25 protein-coding genes and 1 tRNA gene are annotated in these 23,682 nt (G+C 67.0%); 13 read left to right on the plus strand and 13 right to left on the minus strand.

What is annotated here, in order from left to right:
• The first annotated feature begins 17 nt into the window (after nucleotides 1–17).
• The 3 genes from QTN24_RS12940 (at nucleotide 18) to QTN24_RS12950 (ending at nucleotide 2,766) form a co-directional block, all read left to right on the plus strand.
• On the plus strand, nucleotides 18–1,121 hold the full coding sequence (locus QTN24_RS12940; protein ID WP_313837553.1) for a COX15/CtaA family protein: 1,104 nt from the start codon (nucleotides 18–20) through the stop codon (nucleotides 1,119–1,121).
• An 8-nt stretch (nucleotides 1,122–1,129) separates the two neighbouring features.
• A complete protein-coding gene (gene cyoE / locus QTN24_RS12945; RefSeq protein ID WP_409559024.1) occupies nucleotides 1,130–2,056 on the plus strand; it encodes a heme o synthase in 927 nt (308 codons plus the stop codon).
• 95 nt (nucleotides 2,057–2,151) lie between these two features.
• Nucleotides 2,152–2,766 carry an SCO family protein gene (locus QTN24_RS12950; RefSeq protein ID WP_313837557.1) on the plus strand — a complete coding sequence of 205 codons (615 nt, stop codon included), beginning with the start codon at nucleotides 2,152–2,154 and terminating at the stop codon, nucleotides 2,764–2,766.
• Between the two features lie 92 nt (nucleotides 2,767–2,858).
• Here QTN24_RS12950 and rpoH read toward each other — a convergent pair whose 3' ends face one another.
• Complete coding sequence (gene rpoH, locus QTN24_RS12955; protein ID WP_124682556.1) at nucleotides 2,859–3,794, minus strand: RNA polymerase sigma factor RpoH; 936 nt, start codon at nucleotides 3,792–3,794, stop codon at nucleotides 2,859–2,861.
• Between the two features lie 369 nt (nucleotides 3,795–4,163).
• Between rpoH and QTN24_RS12960 the strand changes: the two genes are divergently transcribed.
• Nucleotides 4,164–5,036 (plus strand): pirin family protein, encoded by an 873-nt coding sequence (locus QTN24_RS12960; protein ID WP_124682555.1) that lies wholly within the window; start codon nucleotides 4,164–4,166, stop codon nucleotides 5,034–5,036.
• A gap of 42 nt (nucleotides 5,037–5,078) precedes the next feature.
• Here QTN24_RS12960 and ybiB read toward each other — a convergent pair whose 3' ends face one another.
• From ybiB to QTN24_RS12985, 5 genes are all read right to left on the minus strand, one after another.
• Nucleotides 5,079–6,080, minus strand: a complete 1,002-nt coding sequence (gene ybiB, locus QTN24_RS12965; protein WP_313837562.1) for a DNA-binding protein YbiB — start codon at nucleotides 6,078–6,080, stop codon at nucleotides 5,079–5,081.
• Between the two features lie 88 nt (nucleotides 6,081–6,168).
• The gene (locus QTN24_RS12970; RefSeq protein ID WP_313837563.1) at nucleotides 6,169–6,972 is read right to left on the minus strand and encodes an ABC transporter ATP-binding protein; all 804 of its coding nucleotides are present in this window, start codon (nucleotides 6,970–6,972) and stop codon (nucleotides 6,169–6,171) included.
• 15 nt (nucleotides 6,973–6,987) lie between these two features.
• On the minus strand, nucleotides 6,988–7,896 hold the full coding sequence (gene ntrB / locus QTN24_RS12975; RefSeq protein WP_313837564.1) for a nitrate ABC transporter permease: 909 nt from the start codon (nucleotides 7,894–7,896) through the stop codon (nucleotides 6,988–6,990).
• Between the two features lie 37 nt (nucleotides 7,897–7,933).
• Nucleotides 7,934–9,244 carry a CmpA/NrtA family ABC transporter substrate-binding protein gene (locus QTN24_RS12980; protein WP_124682552.1) on the minus strand — a complete coding sequence of 437 codons (1,311 nt, stop codon included), beginning with the start codon at nucleotides 9,242–9,244 and terminating at the stop codon, nucleotides 7,934–7,936.
• Between the two features lie 414 nt (nucleotides 9,245–9,658).
• A complete protein-coding gene (locus QTN24_RS12985) occupies nucleotides 9,659–10,294 on the minus strand; it encodes an ANTAR domain-containing response regulator (protein ID WP_124682551.1) in 636 nt (211 codons plus the stop codon).
• 177 nt (nucleotides 10,295–10,471) lie between these two features.
• Here QTN24_RS12985 and QTN24_RS12990 point away from each other — a divergent pair, with 177 nt between their 5' ends.
• From QTN24_RS12990 to QTN24_RS13005, 4 genes are all read left to right on the plus strand, one after another.
• Nucleotides 10,472–11,173: a fumarylacetoacetate hydrolase family protein gene (locus QTN24_RS12990; protein ID WP_313837566.1), complete on the plus strand. Its 702-nt coding sequence runs from the start codon at nucleotides 10,472–10,474 to the stop codon at nucleotides 11,171–11,173.
• Nucleotides 11,174–11,180: 7 nt separating this feature from the next.
• Nucleotides 11,181–11,825: a maleylacetoacetate isomerase gene (maiA, locus tag QTN24_RS12995; RefSeq protein ID WP_313837759.1), complete on the plus strand. Its 645-nt coding sequence runs from the start codon at nucleotides 11,181–11,183 to the stop codon at nucleotides 11,823–11,825.
• A 148-nt stretch (nucleotides 11,826–11,973) separates the two neighbouring features.
• A complete protein-coding gene (locus QTN24_RS13000; RefSeq protein ID WP_313837568.1) occupies nucleotides 11,974–12,873 on the plus strand; it encodes a PAAR domain-containing protein in 900 nt (299 codons plus the stop codon).
• A 25-nt stretch (nucleotides 12,874–12,898) separates the two neighbouring features.
• Nucleotides 12,899–13,180, plus strand: coding sequence for a hypothetical protein (locus tag QTN24_RS13005; protein WP_313837570.1), 282 nt, complete (start codon nucleotides 12,899–12,901; stop codon nucleotides 13,178–13,180).
• 116 nt (nucleotides 13,181–13,296) lie between these two features.
• Here QTN24_RS13005 and ftsY read toward each other — a convergent pair whose 3' ends face one another.
• Nucleotides 13,297–14,550: a signal recognition particle-docking protein FtsY gene (ftsY, locus tag QTN24_RS13010; protein WP_313837571.1), complete on the minus strand. Its 1,254-nt coding sequence runs from the start codon at nucleotides 14,548–14,550 to the stop codon at nucleotides 13,297–13,299.
• Between the two features lie 60 nt (nucleotides 14,551–14,610).
• Between ftsY and QTN24_RS13015 the strand changes: the two genes are divergently transcribed.
• The 5 genes from QTN24_RS13015 to QTN24_RS13035 all read left to right on the plus strand — a co-directional run bounded on the left by QTN24_RS13015 (nucleotide 14,611) and on the right by QTN24_RS13035 (nucleotide 19,291).
• Entirely contained in the window at nucleotides 14,611–16,146 is a 1,536-nt protein-coding gene (locus QTN24_RS13015; protein WP_124682546.1) for a M16 family metallopeptidase, read from the plus strand.
• A gap of 14 nt (nucleotides 16,147–16,160) precedes the next feature.
• Nucleotides 16,161–17,525, plus strand: coding sequence for a pitrilysin family protein (locus QTN24_RS13020; RefSeq protein WP_313837574.1), 1,365 nt, complete (start codon nucleotides 16,161–16,163; stop codon nucleotides 17,523–17,525).
• 73 nt (nucleotides 17,526–17,598) lie between these two features.
• Nucleotides 17,599–18,240 carry a 16S rRNA (guanine(966)-N(2))-methyltransferase RsmD gene (gene rsmD / locus QTN24_RS13025; RefSeq protein ID WP_313837575.1) on the plus strand — a complete coding sequence of 214 codons (642 nt, stop codon included), beginning with the start codon at nucleotides 17,599–17,601 and terminating at the stop codon, nucleotides 18,238–18,240.
• Nucleotides 18,241–18,477: 237 nt separating this feature from the next.
• Nucleotides 18,478–18,963 (plus strand): pantetheine-phosphate adenylyltransferase, encoded by a 486-nt coding sequence (coaD, locus tag QTN24_RS13030; protein WP_124682544.1) that lies wholly within the window; start codon nucleotides 18,478–18,480, stop codon nucleotides 18,961–18,963.
• A gap of 67 nt (nucleotides 18,964–19,030) precedes the next feature.
• On the plus strand, nucleotides 19,031–19,291 hold the full coding sequence (locus QTN24_RS13035; protein ID WP_124682543.1) for a YfhL family 4Fe-4S dicluster ferredoxin: 261 nt from the start codon (nucleotides 19,031–19,033) through the stop codon (nucleotides 19,289–19,291).
• Between the two features lie 134 nt (nucleotides 19,292–19,425).
• Here the strand turns inward: QTN24_RS13035 and pth are convergent, their stop codons facing one another.
• From pth to lolB, 6 genes are all read right to left on the minus strand, one after another.
• Nucleotides 19,426–20,022: an aminoacyl-tRNA hydrolase gene (pth, locus tag QTN24_RS13040; RefSeq protein ID WP_124682542.1), complete on the minus strand. Its 597-nt coding sequence runs from the start codon at nucleotides 20,020–20,022 to the stop codon at nucleotides 19,426–19,428.
• 101 nt (nucleotides 20,023–20,123) lie between these two features.
• Entirely contained in the window at nucleotides 20,124–20,735 is a 612-nt protein-coding gene (locus QTN24_RS13045; protein WP_124682541.1) for a 50S ribosomal protein L25/general stress protein Ctc, read from the minus strand.
• Nucleotides 20,736–20,902: 167 nt separating this feature from the next.
• A complete protein-coding gene (locus tag QTN24_RS13050; protein WP_124682540.1) occupies nucleotides 20,903–21,856 on the minus strand; it encodes a ribose-phosphate pyrophosphokinase in 954 nt (317 codons plus the stop codon).
• 94 nt (nucleotides 21,857–21,950) lie between these two features.
• Nucleotides 21,951–22,027: transfer RNA gene (locus tag QTN24_RS13055), tRNA-Gln, on the minus strand.
• Nucleotides 22,028–22,087: 60 nt separating this feature from the next.
• Nucleotides 22,088–22,975 carry a 4-(cytidine 5'-diphospho)-2-C-methyl-D-erythritol kinase gene (ispE, locus tag QTN24_RS13060; protein ID WP_172966004.1) on the minus strand — a complete coding sequence of 296 codons (888 nt, stop codon included), beginning with the start codon at nucleotides 22,973–22,975 and terminating at the stop codon, nucleotides 22,088–22,090.
• Entirely contained in the window at nucleotides 22,975–23,589 is a 615-nt protein-coding gene (gene lolB, locus QTN24_RS13065; RefSeq protein ID WP_313837580.1) for a lipoprotein insertase outer membrane protein LolB, read from the minus strand. The genes ispE and lolB overlap by 1 nt, the downstream gene beginning before the upstream one ends.
• Nucleotides 23,590–23,682 lie beyond the last annotated feature (93 nt).

The raw sequence follows: 23,682 nt of genomic DNA on the forward strand, positions 1-23,682 counted from the left end.
GACCTGGCTGTACCGAAATGCTGCTCCAGCTCGCCATCATTGGCATCCTGATCGCCCTGCTGCCGCTGTCCTACGTGATGGTGCGCGGCAGCCGCGACAAATACCGCAGGCTCGTGTGGATCACGGCGTTCCTGACGCTCGACCTGATCATGTTCGGCAGCTTCACCCGGCTGACCGATTCCGGCCTGGGCTGCCCCGACTGGCCGGGCTGCTACGGCCATTCCAACCCACACGCGGCGATGGAGCCGATCCGGGCGGCCGAGACCGCGCTGCCGAGCGGCCCGGTGACGCTGGCCAAGGCGTGGATCGAGATGATCCATCGCTATTTCGCCATGGCGGTGGGCGTGCTGATCATCTCGCTGATGGTGCTGGCGTGGGTCCGGCGGCGGGAACTGAAGCAGTCGCCGTGTTACGCCACCGGCGTGTTCGTGCTGGTCTGCGTGCAGGGCCTGTTCGGCGCGCTGACCGTGACGATGAAGCTGCAGCCGATCATCGTGGTCACGCACCTGATGCTGGCGATGCTGCTGCTGGCGTCGCTGATCTGGCTCGGCTCGCGCAACGAAGCGCCGCATCCGGTGGCGCCGCAGGCCGCGGCGCTGCGCCGGGCCGGCGTGCTGGGGCTGGTGCTGCTGGTGATCCAGATCTTCCTGGGTGGCTGGGTGAGCACCAACTACGCGGTGCTGGCCTGTACCGATTTTCCGCTCTGCAACGGCCAACTGGTGCCCGAGATGGACTTCCGGCACGGCTTCACGCTGTGGCGCCAGCTGGGCATGACCGCCGACGGCGCCTACATTCCGCACGCGGCGCTGGTGGCCATCCACTGGGTGCACCGGGGCTTTGCGTTCGTGGTGCTGGGCTACCTGCTCTGGTTCGGCCTGCGCGCGCGGCGGCTCGAGGGGCTGTCGCGCCACGGGAAGTGGCTGCTGGCCGTGCTGGCGCTGCAACTGGCCACCGGGATGTCGAACATCGTGTTCGACTGGCCGCTGGTGGCCGCCGTGGCCCATAACGGCGGGGCGGCGCTGCTCCTGATGCTGTTGCTCCGTCTCAACTACAATATCGGCCTCGCGACCCGCTCCGCCGGCGCCGCCGCCCAACCCGCCGTGGCGGCGCGCGCCACATGAAAGACAAGATGCCCCCCGTGGTTACCGCTACCCATCCCCATTCCTCCGTGGGCCGATTACGACACCTGGCCCGCCAATATGCCGCGCTGACCAAGCCGCGCGTGACGCAGCTGGCCGTATTCTGCTCGGTCATCGGCATGTTCCTGGCTACGCCCGGCATGGTGCCGTGGTCCGTGCTGATCGGCGGTGCCGCCGGCATCTGGCTGCTGGCCGGTGCCGCGTTTGCCATCAATTGCCTGGTCGAGCAGAAGATCGACGCGCTGATGCGCCGCACCGCGTGGCGGCCGTCGGCCACGGGCGAGATCACGACGGCCCAGACGCTGGTGTTCTCGGCCATCCTGGGCGGCGCCGGCATGTGGCTGCTGCACGTCTTTGCCAATGACCTGACGATGTGGCTGACGTTTGCCACGTTCCTGGGCTATGCGGTGGTCTACACGATCCTGCTGAAGCCGGCCACGCCGCAGAACATCGTCATCGGCGGGCTGTCCGGCGCCATGCCGCCGGCGCTGGGCTGGGCCGCCGTGGCGGGCACCGTGCCGGCCGAGGCGTGGTTCCTGGTGCTGATCATCTTCACGTGGACGCCGCCGCATTTCTGGGCGCTGGCGCTCTATCGCCGCGCCGACTACGCCAAGTCGGGCCTGCCGATGCTGCCGATCACCCACGGCGAGCGCTACACGCTGCTGCACATCCTGCTGTACACGCTGGTCATGATCGCCGCCACGCTGCTGCCGTTCGTCTATGGCATGAGCGGCTACATCTACCTGGCGGCCGCGCTGGGGCTCGGGCTGGTGTTCCTGGGCTATGCCTGGAAGCTGTTCCGCAACTATTCGGACCAGTTGGCGCAGCGCACCTTCCGCTATTCGATCCTGTACCTGTCACTGCTGTTCGCGGCGCTGCTGGTGGATCACTACTTCAAGTTCGTGCCGCAGGTCTGACCCGCCTGTCCTGCGGCATCTTGCCGCGCCCGGAAGCCATGGCCGATGTGATCAGCGATACTTTCGGGCGTCTCCCCTCCTACCCGCCTCCACGCATGCCGACTCCCGCCCCCGGCCTTCTGGCCACGTTCCGCCGCCTCTGCCTGCTGGCGCTCTGCACCGCGCTGCTGGCGGCCTGCGGCCAGCCGAAACCGTCGTTCAAGAACGTCGACATCTCGGGCGCCAGCGACTTCGGCAAGGATTTCGCGCTGCTGGACCCCGCGGGCAAGACCCGCACGCTGGGCGACTTCAAGGGCAAGGTGGTGCTGATGTTCTTCGGCTACACCCATTGCCCGGACGTCTGCCCGACGACGATGGTCGAGCTGAAGCAGGTCATGGAGCAGATGGGCCCCGACGCCGACAAGGTGCAGGTGCTGTTCGTCACCGTGGACCCGGAGCGCGACACGCCGGCGCTGATGGCCCAGTACGTGCCGGCCTTCGACGCCCGCTTCCTGGGCCTGCGCCCGGCCGACGAAGCCGCGCTGAAGAAGCTGGCCAAGGACTTCAAGGTCTACTACGCCAAGGTGCCGGGAACGTCGCCCAACAACTACACGATGGACCATTCGGCCGGCAGCTACGTGTTCGACCAGAACGGCCAGCTCCGGCTGTTCATCCGCCACGGCCAGGGCCCCGAGCCGATCGCGCACGACCTGAAGGCGCTGATGTCCTGACGGGGCGGGGTGCGGCGCGCTGCGGCGCGCAGGCAAACAAAAAGGCCGGTCAATCGACCGGCCTTTTGCATGGGGCGCGTGGCCCGGAAGGATCAGGCAAACGCGGCCAGCGCGCCCTTCATCTTCTTCATCGCGGCCACCTCGATCTGGCGGATGCGCTCGGCGGACACGCCGAATTCGTCGGCCAGCTCATGCAGCGTGGCGCCGCCCGAGCCGTCGTCGTTCACGTCCAGCCAGCGCGCCTCGATGATGCGGCGGCTGCGCGGGTCGAGCTTGCCCAGCGCCTCTTCCAGCCCTTCCACCTGCAGGCGGTCGCGCGTCTTGGCCTCGATGACCTTGGTCGGCTCGTTATGGTTGTCCGCCAGGTAGGCGATGGGCGCGAATTCCTCCTCGCCGTCGTCGACCTGGCCTTCCAGCGCCATGTCGCCACCCGCCATGCGGGTTTCCATCTCCATCACTTCCTCGGGCTTGACGTTCAGCTCGCGGGCGACGGCTTCTACCTGCTCGGGGGTGAAGGTGTGCAGCCCCTGCTTGTGGCTGCGCAGGTTGAAGAACAGCTTGCGCTGGGCCTTGGTGGTGGCCACCTTGACCATGCGCCAGTTCTTCAGCACGTATTCGTGGATCTCGGCCTTGATCCAGTGCATCGCGTACGACACCAGGCGCACGCCCTGTTCGGGGTCGAAGCGCTTCACGGCCTTCATCAGGCCGATGTTGCCTTCCTGGATCAGGTCGGCGTGCGGCAGGCCGTAGCCCAGGTACTGGCGGGCGATGGACACCACGAGGCGCAGGTGCGACATCACCAGGCGGCGCGCGGCATCGACCGATTCGTTGTCGCGCAGGTCGCGCGCCAGGCGAAGCTCTTCCTCGGGCGTCAGCATCGGGATGCGATGCACCGCCTGGATGTAGCTTTCCAGATTGCCCAGCGTGCCCGGAAACGTCAGCGCAAGGCTGTTCGCGGCAGCACTCTGGGGCGCCGTCGGCAGACGGCGGGAAACTTGGGTGGGATCGGCAGACAAGACTGCGTTCACTATGACTCCTTTCGCATCCGGCGGTGGGTTGCCGGTGTGTCCCAGAAGGACACCGCATTGCAACGCATATTAGCACTCGAACCGGACGAGTGCTAAGTTAGAAGGCCTATGGGGTTGATAGTTCCACCCGATTAAAACCGGGTTGTTGATAGCGGTAAGTTGCCATCACAATTTCGCCAAGCCCCAGTCCTGACAAGGCCTCCCGGGCCATGGGCCCGCTCGACAGAAAGATTAGAGGGGCGCGGCACCCATCGGTTTCCGATGATTTCCTCGCATTTGCGGGATGGTGAATTGCGGGATTCGCTACACTGAAGCCCATTGGCAGCCACATCGTCCATTCGCATTGCACCATTCCCCGGAGACGTTCTCATGTCTGCTATCGAACACTTGCTGAAACCCCATGTGCGGGACATCGGCGAGTTCACCGTTCGCCGCCTGCTGCCCGCCGCCACGACCCAGACGGTCGGGCCGTTCATCTTCTTCGACCACATGGGCCCGGTGGTGATGGAGGCCGGCCACGGCATGGATGTGCGTCCACATCCACATATCGGACTGGCCACGGTCACCTACCTGTTCGAGGGCGCGATCCTGCACCGGGACAGCCTGGGCAGCGAGCAGGTGATTCGCCCCGGCGACGTGAACTGGATGACGGCCGGCACCGGCATCGTTCATTCCGAGCGCACGCCCGACGACGAGCGCGAAGCCGGCCCGCGCGTGCACGGCATCCAGACCTGGGTGGCGCTGCCAAAGGCGCATGAGAATGATCCGCCGTCGTTCCACCACCATCCGGGCGCGACGCTGCCCAAGCTGGAATTGCCGGGTGTGCGGATGACGGTGATTGCCGGCGATGCATTCGGCGCGGAATCGCCGGTGCGGGTCTATAGCCGCACGCTGTACGTGGCCATCGAGATGGATGCTGGCGCCACCCTGGTCATCCCGCCCGAGCACGTGCAGCGGGGCATCTACCCGGTGGACGGCAACCTGGAAATGGACGGCGAGACGCTGCCCGCCGAGCACCTGGTGGTGCTGACGCCGGGCGAGCCGGTGACGATTACCGCGACGCTGCCGTCGCGCGTGATGCTGCTGGGGGGCGATCCGACCGACGGCCGCCGGTTTATCTTCTGGAACTTCGTGGCCAGCAGCAAGGAAGCCATCGAGGAAGCCAGCCAGCGCTGGCAGGACGACAAGTTCCCGCACGTGCCCGGCGAGACCGAGCGGATTCCGCTGCCGGTGCGGCGCTAGGGCCCCCGGGGCCCCAAAAGCCCCAGGACCGCCGGCCGCCGCTCAGACCGGGCTGGCCCAGGCGACGCGCGTGGCCTGCGCCAGGCAGTCCTTGATCGTGGCGATCTGGGTGGCGATCGGGGCCGGCACGGGCTCGGCGCCATCGAGCACCTTTCGGATCCACGCCGCCGTGTCGGCCACGTCGGTCCCGGCCGGCAGCGCCGGCACCTCGCCGATGGAGCCGCCCACCGGGTCCACCATCGTCCGCTGATGCCCGTCGTGCAGCCAGTCGATCCGCGTGCTGCGGCGCGCGTCGGCCACCACCTCGCCCTCGGTGCCCCGGCCCAGCAGCACGTTGGCCGGCTCGTGCGAGAAATAGTCGGTCAGCGTCTCGCGGTACTCGGGGTGGGTATAGCTGTACAGCCGCAGCGCCTCGGCCGGCGTGTGGGCGCCCACCGGCTGCAGCATCTTGACGATCGTGTGCGACGAATTGCGCAGGCCGATGATCGCGCGCTTGTCCAGCAGGGCCGCCAGCGGGGGCGAGAGCACGTCGATCGGCAGCACGGCCAGCGGGTTGGTGCCAGCGCGCAGCTGGTCCTGCGCGGCGCCGGTGGTCGCGCACAGCGGCACGCCCAGCGCCTCGAACAGGGCGAGGCTCGTCACGCGGCCATGGAATGCCCGCACGCCATGCACCAGCGTGGGGACGCCGTCACGCGCCAGCAGCATCGCCAGCAGCGGCACCAGGTTTGGCTGCTTGCGCGCGCCGTTGTAGCTGGGGATGACCACCACGGGCGTGTCCGGCGGCGCGGCCAGCGGCTGGCAGTGCCGGTGCGCGGCTTCGAGCATGCCCGCCAGTTCGTGCGGGGCTTCGCCCTTGATGCGGTACGCCATCAGCACGGCGCCCAGTTCGATGTCCGAGACACGGCCGGCCAGCATCGCGTCGAACAGCGCCTGGGCGTCCTCGCGCGGCAGCGCGCGGGCGCCATTGACGCCACGGCCGATTTCCTTGATGTACTTGGCCGCCGAGAACGGGGCGGACTCGGGCGCAGCGGATGCGGTAGTCATGGTGCGGCGGGGAATCGTGGGGTGGGTTTGGGGTTCATGATAGCCCACGATGCCCGCCGGATCGCGTCCGCGGCGGCCCGGGGCGTGCTCAGGCGGCCTCCTGCAGCGCGGGGTTGCGCTGCTTGCGATACAGGAAGTCCAGCACCGCCGTACGGCACGCGTGGTAGGTGCGGTCGTCGGCCAGCGCCACGCGGTCGCGCGGGCGGGGCAGGTCCACGGCCAGGATCTCGCCGATGGTGGCCGCCGGGCCGTTGGTCATCATGACGATGCGGTCGGCCAGCAGCACGGCCTCGTCCACGTCGTGGGTCACCATGACCACCGTGCTCCGGGTGCGGGCGACGATCTTGATCAGCTCGTCCTGCAGGTGGGCGCGGGTCAGCGCGTCGAGCGCGCCAAACGGCTCGTCCATCAGCAGCACCTTCGGCTGCATCGCCAGCGCCCGCGCAATGCCCACCCGCTGCTTCATCCCGCCCGAGATCTCGTGCGGATACTTCGCTTCCGCGTGCGTCAGGCCGACCAGCGCCAGCGCGTCGTGCGTGCGGGCCTGGCGCTGGGCCTTGCTCTCGGTGGCGCCGAACACGCGCTCCACGCCCAGGTGGACGTTCTCGAAGCAGGTCAGCCACGGCAGCAGCGAATGGTTCTGGAACACCACGGCGCGCTCGGGGCCCGGCCCGGCAATCTCGCGGCCGGCGCAGATCAGCGCCCCGGCCGTGGGCAGCGTGAGCCCGGCGATCAGGTTCAGCAGCGTGGACTTGCCGCAGCCCGAGTGCCCGATCAGCGTGATGAACTCGCCTTCGGCGATGGACAGGTCGATGTCGCGCAGCGCCACGAACGGGCCCTTGCGCGTCTTGAACGTCTGGCCGACGCCTTCGATGCTGACAAATCGTTCCATGTGGTGGCTCCCCGGTCAGTTGTTGCCGTAGCTGAAGCGGCGCGCCAGGGCCAGCAGCAGGTGCTCCAGCACCAGGCCCACGACGCCGATGATGAAGATGGCGATGACGATATGTTCGACCTTGAGGTTGTTCCACTCGTCCCAGAGCCAGAAGCCGATGCCGGTGCCGCCCGTCAGCATCTCGGCGGCCACGATCACCAGCCATGCCGTGCCGATGGACAGCCGCACGCCGGTCAGCATGTACGGCAGCACGGCCGGGAACAGCACCTTGCGGAAGACCGTCCACTCGGACAGGTCCAGCACGCGCGCCACGTTCAGGTAGTCCTGCGGCACGCGCGTCACGCCCACGGCCGTGTTGATGATCATCGGCCAGATCGAGCAGATGAAGATGGCCCAGATGGCCGCCGGGTTGGCCGCCTTGAACAGCAGCAGGCCGATGGGCAGCCACGCCAGCGGCGACACCGGCCGCAGCAGGCTGATCACCGGCGCGGCCATCGCGTTCAGGAACGCAAAGCGCCCGAGCAGAAAGCCGGCCGGGATGCCGATCACGGCTGCCATGCCAAAGCCGGCCGCCACGCGCGCCAGCGACGCCAGCACGTTCCAGCCGATGCCCTGGTCGTTGGGGCCGTTGCGATAGAACGGGTCCGAGAACAGCGGCACGGCCGCGTTCCACGTGGCGCCCGGCGTGGGCAGCGCCGGGATCAGCGTGGCGATGCCGTGCCAGACCAGCAGGAATAGCACGAAGCCGGCCAGCGGCGGCACGCAGCCCAGCACGCCGCGCGCGACGGCATCGCGCCGCGCGGCCAGCCTTGCCTGGCCGGCCAGTTCCTGCGCGCGGCGGCGCGTGTGTTCCTTGGCTTCCGGGTCGATGGCGTCTGCGTCCATGGCAGCACCCTTGGGAGACGTCGAGGCGATGGCGTTCACGGCAAGCTCCTTTCCGAAGAGCGGTGAGTAGTCGGGATCAGAGGGCGGCTGCCTTGATCCTGAAGCCGTCGGCGTACGCCTTCGGGTCCTTGGTGGCGTCCCAGGTAACGCCGTCGATCAGCTTCGCGGTGCGGAAGTCGCCCTTGGGCAGCGGCACCTGCGCCGCGGCGGCGCCCTGCTTGTAGATGTCGATCCGGTTCACCTGCCGCGCCACGGCCAGGTAGTCCGGATGGTCCTTGAGCAGGCCCCAGCGCTTGTGCTGGGTCAGGAACCACATGCCATCGGACAGGAACGGGTAGTTGGCCTGGCCGTCCTGGTAGAACTTCATCGCGTCGGGGTCGTCCCAGGTCTTGCCCAGGCCGTTGCTGTAGCGGCCCAGCATGCGGTCCAGGATGATGTCCATGTCGGTGTTGACGTAGGACTTGGCGGCGATGGTCTCGGCGGTCTTGCGGCGGTTCGAGGCCGACGCGTCGATGAACTTCGACGCCTCCAGGATGGCCGCCACCATCGCGCGCGCCGTGTTCGGGTGCTTCTGCACGAAATCGGCCGTGGTGCCGAGCGTCTTCTCCGGGTGGTCCTTCCAGATCGACTGCGTGGTCTCGGCCGTGAAGCCGATCTTGTCGGCGATCGCCCGCGCGCCCCAGGGTTCGCCCACGCAGAAGCCGTCCATGTTGCCCACGCGCATGTTGGCCACCATCTGCGGCGGCGGCACGGTGATGGCCTTGGCGTCCTGCATCGGGTTGATGCCGTTGGCCGCCAGCCAGTAGTAGAGCCACATCGCATGCGTGCCCGTGGGGAAGGTCTGGGCGAACACGTACTCGCGCTTTTCCTTCGCCATCTGCGCCTTCAGGCTGGCGCCGTCGCGCACGCCCTTGTCGGCCAGCTTCTGCGACAGCGTGATGGCCTGGCCGTTGTGGTTCAGGTTCATCAGCACGGCCATGTCCTTCTTGGGACCGCCGATGCCGAGCTGCACGCCGTAGATCAGCCCGTAGAGCACGTGCGCGGCGTCCAGCTCGCCGTTGACGAGCTTGTCGCGCACGGCCGCCCATGACGCCTCCTTGCTCGGGGTGATCTTGATGCCGTATTTCTTGTCCAGGCCCAGCGTGGACGCCATCACCACCGAGGCGCAGTCGGTCAGCGGGATGAAGCCGATCTTGACCTCGGTCTTCTCCGGCGCGTCGGAGCCGGCCGCCCAGGCGCCGCTGCGCACCAGCGGGTCCACCAGCGTCATCACGCTGGCGCCGGCGATGGTGGCCAGCGCCCGGCGGCGGCCGTTGCTGGCGGGGGCGTGGTCGGCGGCGGCGTTGTCGGCGACGTCTGGCTTGGCGATCTTGAGGCGAGAGGGCATTGCAAGGGCTCCGAAAAGAAAAAAGGCGTCCCGACCGCCGCCGGCCATCGTCGATGAGAGGCCGGGGACGGTGCAGGACGCCGTTGTCCGATGCCGCGCGGGTCGTCGTTGATCCGCGTGCAGTCATGTTGTGGTGATGCCGGTGATGCCGGTGCTACGGGGTGAGGCTCGGGACTGCCGGCCGTCGTTGGCCTTGGATGCCAATCACGCAAGCGCCATGCCATGCTCGTTGCGGTGCACAAATTCCTGGCCGGGCGGCGGTTTTCCCCATCCGGAGGCGCAAAGCCTGCGGACGGTGCACGCGGCGGGCATGGCCCGGCACGCGCCGGGGTGGCGGCGGGATCGTGGCAGTGCGGCGGGGGAAAGTGGTGCGGCACCCGGCTTGTGCATGCACAAGTCCGGGCAGGGCGGGCGTCAGCCCATTACGTCGATCACGCGCTGGGCGGCGTCCGCCAGCTTGATGCCGCGTTCCATGGCCATCGAGCGCAGGCGCTTGAACGCTTCGTCCTCGCTGATGCCGCGCGCTTCCATCAGCAGGCCCTTGGCGCGCTCGACGGTCTTGCGCTCGGCAAGCTGCAGCCGGGTGGCGTCCAGCTCGGCGCGGAGCTGCTGGTCCAGTTCGAAGCGAGCGTAGGCCACGTCCAGCACGGTCTTGACGCGCTCGGCGCGCAGCCCGTCGACGATATAGGCCGTGATGCCGGCCGACAGCGCGGCCTTGATGCGCTGGGCGTCGTCGTTGTCGGTAAAGAGCACGATGGGCCGCGGCGCGTGCTGGGTCGACACGCAGACATGCTCGATCGTGTCGCGGGCGGCCGATTCGGACGCGATGATGACGAGGTCCGGCAGCGTGGCGGCGATCACGTCGGGCAGACGCAGGTCCGCCTCGACGGTCTGCACCGCCGTGAAGCCGGCCTGCGCCAGTCCGGCGCGGATGGTCTCCACGTTGAGCGGATCGGCGTCGTGCGGGTCCCGCACCAGCAGGATGCGCAGGATGCGGGGTCCCGCGGCCGGCGGCGGACTGGCAGGTGGGGGCGGATGGCGGCGGGTCATGGCGGTCGCTAAGTTGCAGTGCAATATGCAAGATTCGCGCCGGGTCTGCACCCCCTGTATGCCGCCGGACGCCGGGTGTATGCTTGGCCCCTGCCGCGCCGCCCAACCCCTGACACCGGGGAGAAGCCGAATGCACCGGCGTGGCGTCCCATCAAAAATAGAAAGCAGGAGAGTTGGATGACCGAGTTCGTCTTTGCCCCGCAGGCCCCCGTGGGCGTACCGGTGCGTGGCAGCAATGCAAGCTTCCCCGTGCGCCGGGTCTATTGCGTGGGTCGCAATTATGCCGCGCATGCGCGCGAAATGGGCTCGGACCCCGACCGTGAACCGCCGTTTTTCTTCTGCAAGCCGTCCGACGCCGTCAGCTACGTGGCCGACGGCGCCGAGGGCACCTTCCCGTACCCGCCGGGCACCGGCAACTGCCACTACGAGGTGGAGCTGGTGGTCGCCATCGGCAAGGGCGGTACCGACATCCCCGTGGACCAGGCCGCCAGCCACGTCTACGGCTACGCCATCGGCCTGGACATGACCCGCCGCGACCTGCAGAACGAGTCGAAGAAGACCGGCCGGCCCTGGGAAACCGGCAAGGCGTTCGACAAGTCGGCCCCGATCGGCCCGATCGTGCCGGTGTCCGCCATCGGCCATCCGCAGAAGGGCGCCGTGACGCTGGCCGTGAACGGCGTGGAAAAGCAGCGCGGCGATCTGTCCGACCTGATCTGGTCGGTGCCGGAGATGGTGTCGTACCTGTCGAAGCTGTTCGCACTGCAGCCGGGCGACCTGATCTACAGCGGCACCCCCGAAGGCGTGGGCCCGGTGGTCAAGGGCGACGTCATGCAGTGCCACATCGAGGGCGTGGGCGACCTGACCGTCAAGGTGGCGTAAGGCCATGCTGGCACTCCACAGCTACTTCCGCAGCTCGGCCTCGTTCCGCGTCCGCATCGCCCTGAACCTGAAGGGTCTGCCCTACGACTACAAGGGCGTGCACCTGCTCAAGGACGGCGGCATGCAGCTCAAGCCCGAGTACCGGGCGCTGAACGCCGACGGCGTGGTGCCGACGCTGGTGGTGGACGGCCGTCCGCTGATCCAGTCGATGGCCATCATCGAATACCTCGACGAGACCCATCCCGAGCCGGCACTGCTGCCCCGCGACCCGTTCGACCGCGCCATCGTGCGCGGCCTGGCCCAGGAAATCGCCTGCGAGATTCACCCGCTCAATAACCTGCGCGTGCTCAAGTACCTCAAGCAGACGCTGAAGGTGGAGGACGACGCCAAGGATGCCTGGTACCGCCACTGGATCGAACAGGGCTTTGCATCGCTGGAAATCAACCTGTCGCAACTGGGCCACGTGGGCCGCTACGCGTTCGGCGATACGCCGACGCTGGTCGACCTGTGCCTGGTGCCCCAGGTGTTCAACTCGCAACGCTTCAACATCGACCTGACCCCGTTCCCGACCATCGCCCGCATCCACGCGCACTGCATGGAACTGGAAGCGTTCCAGAAGGCGGCACCGGGAGCGCAGCCGGATAGCGAGTGAGGCGATCTGGCGGTTTTCTGATGTGAGCGACAAAAGGCCCGGCTCGATGCCGGGCTTTTTCTTGCCACGTGGCGCAGGGTTGCGATAGCGCAGGGAAGGCTTCCGGCAGGCGGATTAGGGTGGTGGCCTTCGACTATCGGGAGACACCGTGCCGGAATTCCGCTACGCATTATTGGACGGCGACAAAACGACGACCGGCGGCGTTCTTGCTGCAGCCTGCCCGCTGCCTTTTCGACATCAGGGGACACTGGCAGCGGTGGAGGGCAACATTGCCACTTGCCCAAAGTGCCAGAGCGCGGGCCCGGTATGGAACGATTGCGATGCAGGTTTCGAAGTTGCGGGCAAGCGGATTCTGGTCAGCGGCGCAAAGGTGTACTGCAAGTGCCCTACGCCACCATTGGTCATACATTCCCAGACCACATTTCGGGTCGAGGTTCGCTCGGGCGGGGAGCCTCAATTGCCATCCCGCCAAACCGCTTATGCCGAGTCCGGCCAAGCGCCCCAGGGGCTTCGGCCAGCGGGATTCGTACGCGCTCGCGCCGCGCAGGCGGAAGAAGATATCGAGGTCTTTATTTTTGACAGTCGATATTGGCCGCCAGAGTCGTCGTTTGGCCATGCGGCGATCGGCATCGACCAAGTCGTCTATAGTCGAGCGCACCGCAGGTACTACAAGGGCTCTCTAGCGGATTACCTTCGGTCGAATACGAGAGATCGTTGGTGGGACAACATTCTCCAGCGATGGCGGGGCATGCACCGGGACGTGGTTGGTTTGGTTCTCAGGGTGTCTCCAGCGGAGAAGAAGACCATCAGAGATGAACTGGACCGCCGTGTTTTGGAAGATGCGCCATACAGCCTGACGCGCAATTCCTGCAGTACCAACGTCGCCGATGTATTGGAGATGATTGGCGTTCTCGCCAGCGATCCGCGTTATCTGGCAACCCCGGTCTCTCCTGCTGAACTCATGCGTGTTCTGGAAAAATCGGATCGGCTTATTGAAAGAAGGTTTTATCCCAAAGGTTATCAAGGTGGTGCGTCGGACAATTGGTAGATTTGCCAAACTAGCGGCGGCGACCGTGCTTGCCCTCGGCGCATGGTTTTACCTGGGCGGCTATGTCCTCGATGTCCCGGGGCGCGTGACGGCAAAGCCGGTTCCCCTGTACAGGCATTTTGAAGGCATGCTCGGTCGTGACGCGCCTGTCCATATCGTGCCGCCTGGCACGCGATGCCGGGCGTTCCAGGCCAATATGAAGGTGCTTTTCAATTTTCGCGTCTGGTGTGGCGGCGCCATATACGGCTGGACCGATGATACGGCCGCGTTCGAGCCACCACTTGATATGGACTCGGCTGTGCAATAACGAAGAATGATGGATTCCCAAACCATCGACAGGGGCCCGAAATCAGACTGCCAAGAAAAAACCCCGCCAAGGCGGGGTTTTTTCTTGCCGGTGGGCGTCGCGAGCGGGCGGCCGTCTCACCCCAGCAACGCTTCCGCGAACTCCTCCGCCCGGAAGGGCTGCAGGTCTTCCACCTTTTCGCCCACGCCGATGAAGTACACGGGTACCGGGCGCTGGCGGGCGATGGCTGCCAGGATGCCGCCCTTGGCCGTGCCGTCCAGCTTGGTCACGATCAGGCCGGTCAGGCCCAGGGCGTCGTCGAAAGCGCGGGTCTGGGCCAAGGCGTTCTGGCCGGTGTTGGCGTCGATCACCAGCAGGCATTCGTGCGGGGCGGTAGGCATTGCCTTGCCGACCACGCGCTTGACCTTCTTGAGTTCTTCCATCAGGTGCAACTGCGTAGGCAGGCGGCCGGCCGTGTCGGCCATCACGATGTCGATCTTGCGGGCGCGGGCGGCGTTGACCGCGTCGAAGATCACGGCGGCCGGGTCGCCGCTTTCCTGGGCGACGACGGTCACGTTGTTGCGTTCGCCCCAGATCGTCAGCTGCTCGCGCGCGGCGGCGCGGAAGGTGTCGCCGGCGGCCAGCAGCACGGACTGGTGGTACGACTGGAAGTGCTTGCAGAGCTTGCCGATGCTGGTGGTCTTGCCCGCGCCGTTGACGCCGGCGATCATCATCACCAGCGGCTGCTCGCGGCCCAGTTCCATGGTCTTTTCCAGCGGCTTGAGCAGTTCCACCAGCAGGTCCTTCAGCGCGGTCTTGACGCCTTCGGCCGTCTCGATGCGGTCGTTCTTGACGCGGCGGCGCAACTGGTCGAGCAGGTATTCCGTGGCCTCCACGCCGGCGTCGGACATCAGCAGCGCGGTTTCCAGTTCCTCGAACAGTGCCTCGTCGACCTTCACGCCGACGAACAGCACGCCGATGTTGCGGCTTGTCTTCGACAGGCCCGCCTTCAGGCGCGTCATCCAGCCGCGCTTGGCCTCGGGCGTGGGCGCGGGCGGGGGAACCAGTTCGAGTTCCTCGACCACTGGCGGCTCGTAGGCGACCGGGGCGGGCGGGGGCGGCGGGACCTGCGCGGGCACCGGGACCGGGACGGGAACCGGCACCGGGCTTGGCGCCGGCTGGGGCGCGGGGGCCGGCGCCGGCATCGGCACAGGCACCGGAACGGGGACTGGCACCGGCACCGGGGCGGGCGCGGGAAGCGGGGCCGGCGCGGGGGCGGGCGTCGGGACCGGAGCCTGGGCGGGCGCGGACACGGGTTCCGGCGCGGCAACCGGCGGCTCGACGGGCGCGGGAGCCGGCTCGGCCTTGCGCTTCTTCCAGAAACTAAACATTGGGAAAGGGGTCAATACCCCGGTAGAATCAATCGCCAAAATTCTAGCAGACGGGGTCGCATGAACCATTGCGCTGACTTGTCCGGAGCGGGCGCCGCCCGCATCGTTTCGCCCTCCACCGGCGCCGCCCGATTCTCCCGGCGCCTGATCTCCACCCTCATCGTTGCCACCCTTGCCGGTCCGCTGGCGGGCACCGCCATGGCGCAGGCGCAGGGCGAAGCCGCCCGGGCCACCACGCCGCAGGGGCCGCCGTCCGGCATGGCGACGGCGGGCAAGGTGGGCCAGACGGAAGCCGGCACCACGGAATTCCGCCTGGCCAACGGCATGCGGGTCATCGTCAAGGAAGACCACCGGGCGCCCACCGTGGCGCACCAGATCTACTACCGCGCCGGCGGCAGCGACGAGGTCAGCGGCACCACGGGCGTGGCGCACATGCTCGAACACATGATGTTCAAGGGCACGCCGAAGGTGCCGATCGGCGAGTTCTCGCGCCAGATCGCGCTGCTGGGCGGCCGCGAGAACGCGCTGACCAACCGCGACTTCACGCTCTACTACCAGCAGATCGCCAAGCAGTACCTGCCCAAGATGATGGAACTGGAGGCCGACCGCATGGCCAACCTCATCATCAAGAAGGAGGAATTCGAGCGCGAGATGAAGGTGGTGATGGAAGAGCGCCGCCTGCGCACCGACGATTCCCCGCGCGGCAAGGTCTACGAACAGCTACTGGCGACGGTCTACACGGCGATGCCGTACCGCCATCCGGTCATCGGCTGGATGGACGACCTGGTCAACATGCGCGTCGAGGACGTGCAGAACTGGTACAAGACCTGGTACGTGCCGAACAACGCGCTGCTGGTGGTGACCGGCGACGTGAAGGCCGACGAGGTGCGCGCGATGGCCGAGCGCTACTTCGGCAAGCTCAAGCCGCGGCCGCTGCCGCTGCGCAAGACGCAGCTTGAGGCGCCGCAGCAGGGCATCAAGCGCATCTGGGTCAAGGCGCCGGCCGAGAACCCGTACATCGTGCTGGCCTACAAGGTGCCGCGCCTGCACGACGTGGAGAAGGACGTCGACCCGTACGCGCTGGAAGTCCTGTCGGCCGTGCTCAACGGCTACGACAACGCCCGGCTGACGCGCGAACTGGTGCGCCAGCAGCGGCTGGCCGACGACGTCAACGTCGGCTACGACAGCATCAACCGCAACGAGTCGCTGTTCGTGCTCGACGGCACGCCGGCCAACGGCCACACCACCGAGGAAATCGAGAAGGCGCTGCGCGAGGAGATCCAGCGCATCGCCAAGAACGGGGTGTCCGAGGAAGAACTGAAGCGCGTCAAGGCGCAGGTGGTGGCCGGCCAGATCTACAAGCGCGACTCGGTCTTCGGCCAGGGCATGGAGATCGGCGTGGCCGAAATCTCCAATATCTCGTGGCGCCAGATCGACCGGATGCTCGACAAGATCAAGGCCGTCACGCCGGCGCAGGTGCAGGCCGTGGCCGGCAAGTACTTCAGCGACGACAACCTGACCGTGGCCACGCTGCTGCCGCAGCCGATCGACCCCAACAAGCCCAAGACCGCAGCGCCCGAAGGCCTGCGTCACTGAGGAGAGAAGCAGCGATGTCCCTGTCCGTCATGACGATTGCGTCCCCGCGCCTGCTGCGCCGCCTGGCTGGCGCGGCCTGCGGGGCGGCCGCGCTGCTGGCCGTCACCGTGGCTCACGCGGCCATTCCCATCGAAAGCTGGACGGCGTCCACCGGCGCCAAGGTCTTCTTCGTGCCGAGCCCGTCGATCCCGATGCTCGACGTCAACATCGACTTCGACGCCGGCAGCCGCTACGACCCGCCCGGCAAGGCCGGCCTGGCGACGCTGGCCGCCGCGCTGCTCGACAAGGGCAGCAGCGCCCAGAACGGCCAGCCCGCCCGCAACGAGGCGCAGATTGCCGATGCCTTTGCCGATACCGGCGCCGACTTTGGCGGCGCGGCCGGCGGCGACCGCGGCGGCATCGGGCTGCGGACGCTGACCACGTCGCCCGAGCGCGAGCAGTCGCTGCGGCTGGCGTCGCAGCTGATCAAGGCGCCGTCCTACCCGGACGACGTCGTCGCGCGCGAGAAGCAGCGCCTGATCACGGCCATCCGCGAGGGCGACACGCGCCCGGGCGTGATTGCGGACAAGACGCTGTCGAAGGCGATGTACCCGAACCATCCCTACGGCGTGTCGGCCACGCCGGAGTCGGTGGGATCGATCACGCGCGAGGACCTGCTCAAGTTCTGGCGCGACAACTACACGGCCAAGCGCGCCGTGGTCACGCTGATCGGCGCGATCGACCGCAAGCAGGCCGAGCAGATCGCCGAGGACATGACGCGCGGGCTGCCCGAGGGCGCCGCGCCGCCCAAGCTGCCTGACGTGCAGATGTCGATCCCGGCCAGCGAGAAGCGGATTCCGCATCCGGCCCAGCAGGCCAGCGTGGCCATCGGCGCGCCGTCGATCGCGCGCGGCGATCCGGACTACTTCGCCCTGCTGGTCGGCAACTACGTGCTCGGCGGCGGCGGCTTCAGCTCGCGGCTGACCGACCAGGTGCGCGAGAAGCGGGGACTCACCTACGGCGTGGACAGCTATTTCGCGCCGTCCAAGCAGCCGGGGCCGTTCAGCGTCACGCTGCAGACCAAGAAGGAAAACACCAACGAGGCGCTGGGCCTGGTGCGCCAGATCCTGGCGAAGTACGTGGCCGATGGCCCGACCGATGCCGAGCTGAAGGCGGCCAAGGACAACCTCGTCAACGGCTTTCCGCTGCGGATCGACAGCAACCGCAAGCTGCTGACCAACGTGGCCAACATCGGCTGGTATGGCCTGCCGCTGGACTACCTGGACACCTGGACCGCGCAGATCAACAAGGTCACGCGCGACCAGGTGCGCGCGGCCTTCCAGCGCCACGTGCATCCGGACGCGCTGGCGACCGTGATCGTCGCCGGGCCGGAAAAGTGATGCCGGGGGCGGATGGTGGGCGAGGGCACGCGGCGCCGCTGTGCCGGCGTCCGCCACGCTCTACAATCACGGCATGAATTCGCAATCCCGACCTTCGCCCGCTCCGCGCGGGCGAACTTCTCTGTCCCGCCAGCCCCGCCAGACACCGGCCCAGGTGCGCATCATCGGCGGCCGCTGGAAACGCTCCCTGCTGCCGGTACTGGAGGCCGAAGGGCTCCGGCCCACGCCGGACCGCGTACGTGAAACGCTGTTCAACTGGCTGGGACAGGACCTGACCGGGCTGGCCTGCCTGGACCTGTTCGCCGGCTCCGGCGCGCTGGGTTTCGAGGCCGCCTCGCGTGGCGCGGCCACGGTGACGCTGGTGGAAGCCAATCCGCGCGTGGCCAAGCAGTTGCGCGACAACCAGTACAAGCTCGATGCGCCCCAGCTACGCGTGGTCCAGGCCGACGCGTTCGCCGCCGCCGCGCAGATGCCGGCCGACAGCTTCGACGTGGTGTTCCTGGACCCGCCGTTTGCCGAGGACTGGATCGGCCCGGCGCTGGAACACGCCGCGCGGCTGACGCGGCCGGGCGGCGTGGTGTACGTGGAATCGGACAAAGCGCTGGTCGGCGCCGATGCGCCGGTGCCGGCGTCGCTGGAGGTCGTCCGCCAGGCGCGCGCCGGGGCCGTCCATTTCCATCTGCTGCAGCGTCGCGAGGGCCACGGCGCCGACTGAGCGAAGGGCGTCGCGCCCGGGCCAGTCATATGACGACTGCCAGGCGGATTGCCGCGCCGGACAAGCGTTTGCGCCTCTGCTGCAATGCGGCAAAAATGCGGCCGGGCGGACTTCCAAAAGCGGCAATTGGGGTTACACTACGCCGCTGTTGATTGTCCAACGCCCGTCGCGCAGCCAGTATTCGAAAGCGGTCTCCCGCAGGGGAAGGCCGCCAGCGGGCAGCCCTAAGGAGGAAACATGGTCGTCGCCGTCTATCCCGGTACTTTTGATCCCATGACCCGGGGACACGAGGATCTCGTCCGTCGTGCGTCGAATATCTTCGACGAACTCGTGGTCGGCGTGGCGCACAGCCCCAACAAGCGCCCGTTCTTCTCGCTGGAGGAACGGATCGGCATCGCCCGCGAAGTGCTGGGGCACTACCCGAACGTCCGCGTGGAAGGCTTCTCGGGCCTGCTCAAGGATTTCGTGCGCAAGAACAATGCGCGGGTGATCGTCCGCGGTCTGCGCGCGGTGTCCGATTTCGAGTACGAGTTCCAGATGGCGGGCATGAACCGCTACCTGCTGCCCGACGTCGAGACGATGTTCCTGACGCCGTCTGACCAGTACCAGTTCATCTCCGGCACGTTCGTGCGCGAGATCGCCGTGCTCGGCGGCGACGTCAGCAAGTTCGTCTTCCCCTCCGTGGAGCGCTGGCTTAACGAGAAGATCGGCAAACCGGAATAAAATACGACCTTCGACCCCGTCGACGTGGCCAGTTCGGGCATGGGCGGGGTTGCTGGAAGGAACCATCATGGCGCTACTGATCACCGACGACTGCATCAATTGCGACGTTTGTGAACCCGAGTGCCCGAACGAAGCCATCTCGATGGGGCCCGAGATCTACGAGATCGACCCCAACAAGTGCACCGAGTGCGTCGGCCACTTCGACGAACCGCAATGCCAGCAGGTCTGCCCTGTGGCTTGCATCCCGAAGGATCCGAACCGCATCGAATCGCACGAGGTGCTGATGCAACGCTACCGGCTGCTGACCGCCGCCAAGCACGTGGCCTGAAGCCGGAGAGAAATCCGGCCCCTTCGTTCCGGCCCCCACAAGCAGAAAAAGGAAAACCCCGCGCAGCCGCAAGGCTGGCGGGGTTTTTTCCGTTCCGCGCTCGTTCAGGGGACGAAAACGCCACGTCCCGGCCCCTAGCGCCCCGTATGCAGTTCCATCATCGCCCGCTCGCTCTCGCCGCGGGCCAGCACGCCGATCGGGCCGATGCTGCGGTCGATCGCCTCGTCAATGGCCTGCTGCTCTTCCTTGCGTGGCGGCTTGAGCACAAAATTGACGACGTCCTCGCGCCCGCCGGCCGCGCCGCCCGGCGCGTTGCGCGGATGGCCCACGCCGATGCGCAGGCGCCAGTATTCCTGGGTGGTCAGGTGGGCCGAGATGTCCTTGAGCCCGTTGTGGCCGCCCGAGCCGCCGCCGCGCTTGAGCTTGACCGCGCCGGCCGGCAGGTCCATCTCGTCGTGCGCCACGAGGACCTCGTCGGGCAGGATCTTGTAGAAGCGCGCCAGCGATACCACCGACAGGCCCGAGCGGTTCATGAACGTCGACGGCTTGAGCAGCCAGACGTCCTGGTCCCACAGCCGCGCGCGGCCGGCCAGGCCGTGGAAGCGGCCTTCCACCCGGAGCGTGGTGCTGCCCATGCGGGCGAGCTGGTCGACGAACCAGAAGCCGGCGTTGTGCCGGGTGGCCTCGTATTCCGCCCCGGGGTTGCCGAGGCCGACGATGAGCTTGATCATGCGTGGAAGAAAGCGGAAAGCAGGCGTGAAGGATACGCGAAAACCGCGCACGAAAAAAAACCGCCGGCGAACCGGCGGTCTTTGCTGGCAACGCTGGCAGCTTAGGCAGCCGGCGTTTCGCCTTCGCCTTCGGCGGCTTCGGCCGACTGGGCGCCAGCCGGCAGCGAGATGTTCGCCACGGCCGGGTTGTCATCACCGTGGGTGATGGCGGTCACGCCCTTCGGCAGCTTCAGGTCCGACAGGTGGATGGTCTGGTTCAGCTCGACAGCACCCAGGTCCACTTCGATGAACTCGGGCAGGTCGGCCGGCAGGCACGACACTTCCAGGTCGTTCAGGATGTGGTTCACGATGCCGTGGCCCAGCTTCACGCCAGGAGCGGTTTCCTGGTTCATGAAGTGCAGGGGCACCTTCACGTGGATCTTTTCCGACGCCGACACGCGCTGGAAGTCGACGTGCAGCACCATCGGCTTGAACGGGTGCATCTGGAAGGCGCGCAGCAGTGCCTTCTCGCTCTTGCCAGCCACTTCCAGGTCCAGGATCGACGAGTGGAACGCTTCCTTCTTCAGGGCGTGCCACAGTGCGTTGTGATCCAGTTCGATCATCTTCGGCTCGGCGGCGCCGCCGTAGATGATGCCGGGCGTCTTACCCGAATTGCGCAGGCGGCGGCTCGCACCCGTACCCTGTACGCTACGTTCGAAAGCTACTACTTTCATGTCCAACTCCAGATGTGAAGAAGGCTGTCCGCGACCAGACAGCCTCGACTAGGCGATACGGCAACCAAACCGTACCGCATGAATCACATTGGCCACCCTGAAGGTGGCCAATGCGGTAAAGCCCAAGATTCTAGCAGGCTTTCGCCTGCCTTGCGCCAGCTTGCCGCTCAGTGGTCGGCAAACAGCGACATGATCGAGTCGCCCTTGACGATCCGGGTGAAGGTCTCGGCCAGCAGCGGGGCGGTGGAGACCTGGCGGATCTTGCCCGACTGGCGCGCTTCGTCCGACAGCGGGATCGTGTCGCAGACCACCACTTCGTCCAGCGAGGACGCGGCGATGCGGGCGGCGGCGCCACCGGACAGCACCGGGTGGGTACAGTAGGCGAACACCTTCAGCGCGCCCCGCTCTTTGAGCACCTGGGCGGCCTTGCACAGCGTGCCGCCGGTGTCGATCATGTCGTCCATGATCACGCAGTTGCGGCCGGCCACTTCGCCGATGATGTTCATCACCTCGGAAACATTGGCCTTCGGGCGGCGCTTGTCGATGATGGCCAGGTCGCAGTCGAGCTGCTTGGCCAGCGCACGGGCGCGCACCACGCCGCCGACGTCAGGCGACACCACCAGCAGGTCGCCGTAGTTCTTCTCGCGCAGGTCGCCCAGCAGCACCGGGGACGCGTAGATGTTGTCGACGGGGATATCGAAGAAGCCCTGGATCTGGTCGGCGTGCAGGTCCATCGTCAGGACGCGCTCGACGCCGGCCACTTCCAGCATGTTGGCCACGATCTTGGCCGAGATGGCCACGCGCGCCGAACGCGGGCGGCGATCCTGGCGGGCATAGCCGAAGTAGGGCATGGCGGCGGTGATGCTGCGGGCCGAGGCGCGCTTCAGGGCATCGACCATCACCATCAGTTCCATCAGGTTGTCGTTGGTCGGCGCGCAGGTCGACTGCAGCACGATGACGTGCTTGCCGCGAACGTTTTCCTGGATTTCGACCTGGACTTCTCCGTCGGAGAATCGGCCCACAAGTGCCTTGCCCAGCGGGATGCCGAGGTGCTGTACGACAGCCTCCGCGAGTTTAGGGTTGGCGTTGCCGGTAAATACCATCAAGCCTTCGACGCTCATTCGGGGCACCTGTCTTGCTGCTGGGGGAGCTTTGTGCTACCGGCCGGTGCCGGTAGCGAGTTCTGCATGTCCGTTTGGACACTATAGGAAGTAATGGCAGGGGAAGAAGGATTCGAACCTTCGAATGCCGGAATCAAAATCCGGTGCCTTGACCAACTTGGCGACTCCCCTACACAACCTTTGTCGTCTCTCGCCGAACCTGACTGCGGTCCGTCGCCAGACGAAAACCTGCTATGCGAACGTTGCGAGCGGGTGTTGCGACAAACTTCTCACACACCTGCCGTCCCACTCGGGCGGCAACCTTTCCATCACCTTCCGCGCCTCTGCCTCGTCTTCGAAACGGGCAAAAACACAGGCTCCGGAACCGGTCATCCTTGCATGCGGACTGTATTCTGTCAGCCATTCAAGGGCTCGGGCAACCTCGCCGAATTTCGCTGTTGCTACCGCTTGCAAGTCGTTGCGACCGAAAGCGAATTTGTTTGTGCAAGCAGCGAAGTCCGCAACTATAGAGATCGGGGAATTTCTTGTCAAGCGTTCGTCCGAAAAAATTGCCGCAGTCGGTACATGCTGGCGCGGATGGATAACGACGAACCAGCTGGCGGGCAGCGCCACCGGCGTCAGTTCCTCGCCCACGCCTTCGGCAAAGGCATTCTGGCCGAACACGAACACGGGCACGTCGGCGCCCAGCGCCAGTCCGATGCGCATCAGATCGGCGCGCGGCAGCGCCGTGCCCCACAGGTGGTTCAGCGCCAGCAGCGTGGTGGCTGCATCGGACGATCCGCCGCCGATGCCGCCGCCCATCGGCAGGATCTTGTCGATGGCGATGTCGGCGCCGAAATGCGTGCCGCTGGCCTGCTGCAGCGCGCGGGCCGCGCGCACCACGAGGTCGGTGTCGGCCGGCACGCCGGGGATGTCGGTCGCGCGGGCGATCACGCCGTCGTCGCGGCGGCGGAAGTGCAGCGTATCCGACCAGTCGATCAACTGGAACACCGTCTGCAGCGTGTGGTAGCCGTCGGGGCGGCGGCCCGTCACGTGCAGGAACAGGTTGAGCTTGGCCGGCGCGGGGCAGTCGCGCAGGTCCGGGGGCGGCAGCGCGGCGCCGGCGGTCACGGTTTGCATCATTGTTCGGACTTGGGATCGATCACGAGCCGCACGGACAGCGGCGCTTCGTTGCCGTCGCGCGCCATGTCGATGCGGCGCGGCTGTGCGGCCCCCTGGGCGGCGCCTTCGGCGGGCTCCTGCCACGCCACGTAGCGCACGGTCCAGCCGTTCTGCTTCAGCGTGTCCGGGCGGCCGTTCGCGTCGCGCGTGACGCTGGCGGGCCGGCCAGCGGCGGGGCGGCCGTGCAGCCAGTCGCGCATGCCCGATACGGGCAGCGAGAAGCCCAGCGCCTGCTCCATCAGGCTGTCCACCTCGGGCGCGTTGCGCGGCGCCTCGTTGGGCAGGTCGAGCGTGGCGCCGGACGGCGTGCTGGTGACCACGGCCAGCGTCTGGCCAAGCGGCGATACCAGGTCCAGTCGCACGTTGCGGCCCTGTTCTTCCCAGCGGAAGCTGCCCTGCACGCCCTCGCTGCGGCCGTAGCGCGTGTAGTTGGCGGCAAAGCGGCCCGTGTACTGTTCGCTGCGGGCGGCTTCGCCGGCGTCGAAGTTGCGGGACGGGGTGATGGTGCTGCACGCGGCAAGCCAGAACGGGGCGGCCACGCAAAGCAGGGCCAGGCGTCGGGATCGGAGCATGTGCGACGTTCGCGGGTAGTGGTCGGGAAGGAATCGGAAAACGGCCGGGGCCGTCAGAACGAAGCGCCCGGGCGCGGGGCCCGGGCGGCAATC

Origin of the sequence: Cupriavidus sp. SZY C1 (assembly GCF_032190535.1) — a bacterium.
Classification (GTDB): Bacteria; Pseudomonadota; Gammaproteobacteria; order Burkholderiales; family Burkholderiaceae; genus Cupriavidus; species Cupriavidus pauculus_C.

Bases quoted from the DNA above. Each gene is read 5' to 3' on its own strand.
- QTN24_RS12940 (WP_313837553.1), top strand. From the start codon at position 18: ATGCTGCTCCAGCTCGCCATCATTGGCATCCTGATCGCCCTGCTGCCG.
- cyoE (WP_409559024.1), top strand. From the start codon at position 1,130: ATGCCCCCCGTGGTTACCGCTACCCATCCCCATTCCTCCGTGGGCCGA.
- QTN24_RS12950 (WP_313837557.1), top strand. From the start codon at position 2,152: ATGCCGACTCCCGCCCCCGGCCTTCTGGCCACGTTCCGCCGCCTCTGC.
- QTN24_RS12960 (WP_124682555.1), top strand. From the start codon at position 4,164: ATGTCTGCTATCGAACACTTGCTGAAACCCCATGTGCGGGACATCGGC.
- ybiB (WP_313837562.1), bottom strand. From the start codon at position 6,080: ATGACTACCGCATCCGCTGCGCCCGAGTCCGCCCCGTTCTCGGCGGCC.
- QTN24_RS12970 (WP_313837563.1), bottom strand. From the start codon at position 6,972: ATGGAACGATTTGTCAGCATCGAAGGCGTCGGCCAGACGTTCAAGACG.
- QTN24_RS12980 (WP_124682552.1), bottom strand. From the start codon at position 9,244: ATGCCCTCTCGCCTCAAGATCGCCAAGCCAGACGTCGCCGACAACGCC.
- QTN24_RS12985 (WP_124682551.1), bottom strand. From the start codon at position 10,294: ATGACCCGCCGCCATCCGCCCCCACCTGCCAGTCCGCCGCCGGCCGCG.
- QTN24_RS12990 (WP_313837566.1), top strand. From the start codon at position 10,472: ATGACCGAGTTCGTCTTTGCCCCGCAGGCCCCCGTGGGCGTACCGGTG.
- ftsY (WP_313837571.1), bottom strand. From the start codon at position 14,550: ATGTTTAGTTTCTGGAAGAAGCGCAAGGCCGAGCCGGCTCCCGCGCCC.
- QTN24_RS13015 (WP_124682546.1), top strand. From the start codon at position 14,611: ATGAACCATTGCGCTGACTTGTCCGGAGCGGGCGCCGCCCGCATCGTT.
- QTN24_RS13020 (WP_313837574.1), top strand. From the start codon at position 16,161: ATGTCCCTGTCCGTCATGACGATTGCGTCCCCGCGCCTGCTGCGCCGC.
- rsmD (WP_313837575.1), top strand. From the start codon at position 17,599: ATGAATTCGCAATCCCGACCTTCGCCCGCTCCGCGCGGGCGAACTTCT.
- coaD (WP_124682544.1), top strand. From the start codon at position 18,478: ATGGTCGTCGCCGTCTATCCCGGTACTTTTGATCCCATGACCCGGGGA.
- QTN24_RS13035 (WP_124682543.1), top strand. From the start codon at position 19,031: ATGGCGCTACTGATCACCGACGACTGCATCAATTGCGACGTTTGTGAA.
- pth (WP_124682542.1), bottom strand. From the start codon at position 20,022: ATGATCAAGCTCATCGTCGGCCTCGGCAACCCCGGGGCGGAATACGAG.
- QTN24_RS13045 (WP_124682541.1), bottom strand. From the start codon at position 20,735: ATGAAAGTAGTAGCTTTCGAACGTAGCGTACAGGGTACGGGTGCGAGC.
- QTN24_RS13050 (WP_124682540.1), bottom strand. From the start codon at position 21,856: ATGAGCGTCGAAGGCTTGATGGTATTTACCGGCAACGCCAACCCTAAA.
- ispE (WP_172966004.1), bottom strand. From the start codon at position 22,975: ATGCAAACCGTGACCGCCGGCGCCGCGCTGCCGCCCCCGGACCTGCGC.
- lolB (WP_313837580.1), bottom strand. From the start codon at position 23,589: ATGCTCCGATCCCGACGCCTGGCCCTGCTTTGCGTGGCCGCCCCGTTC.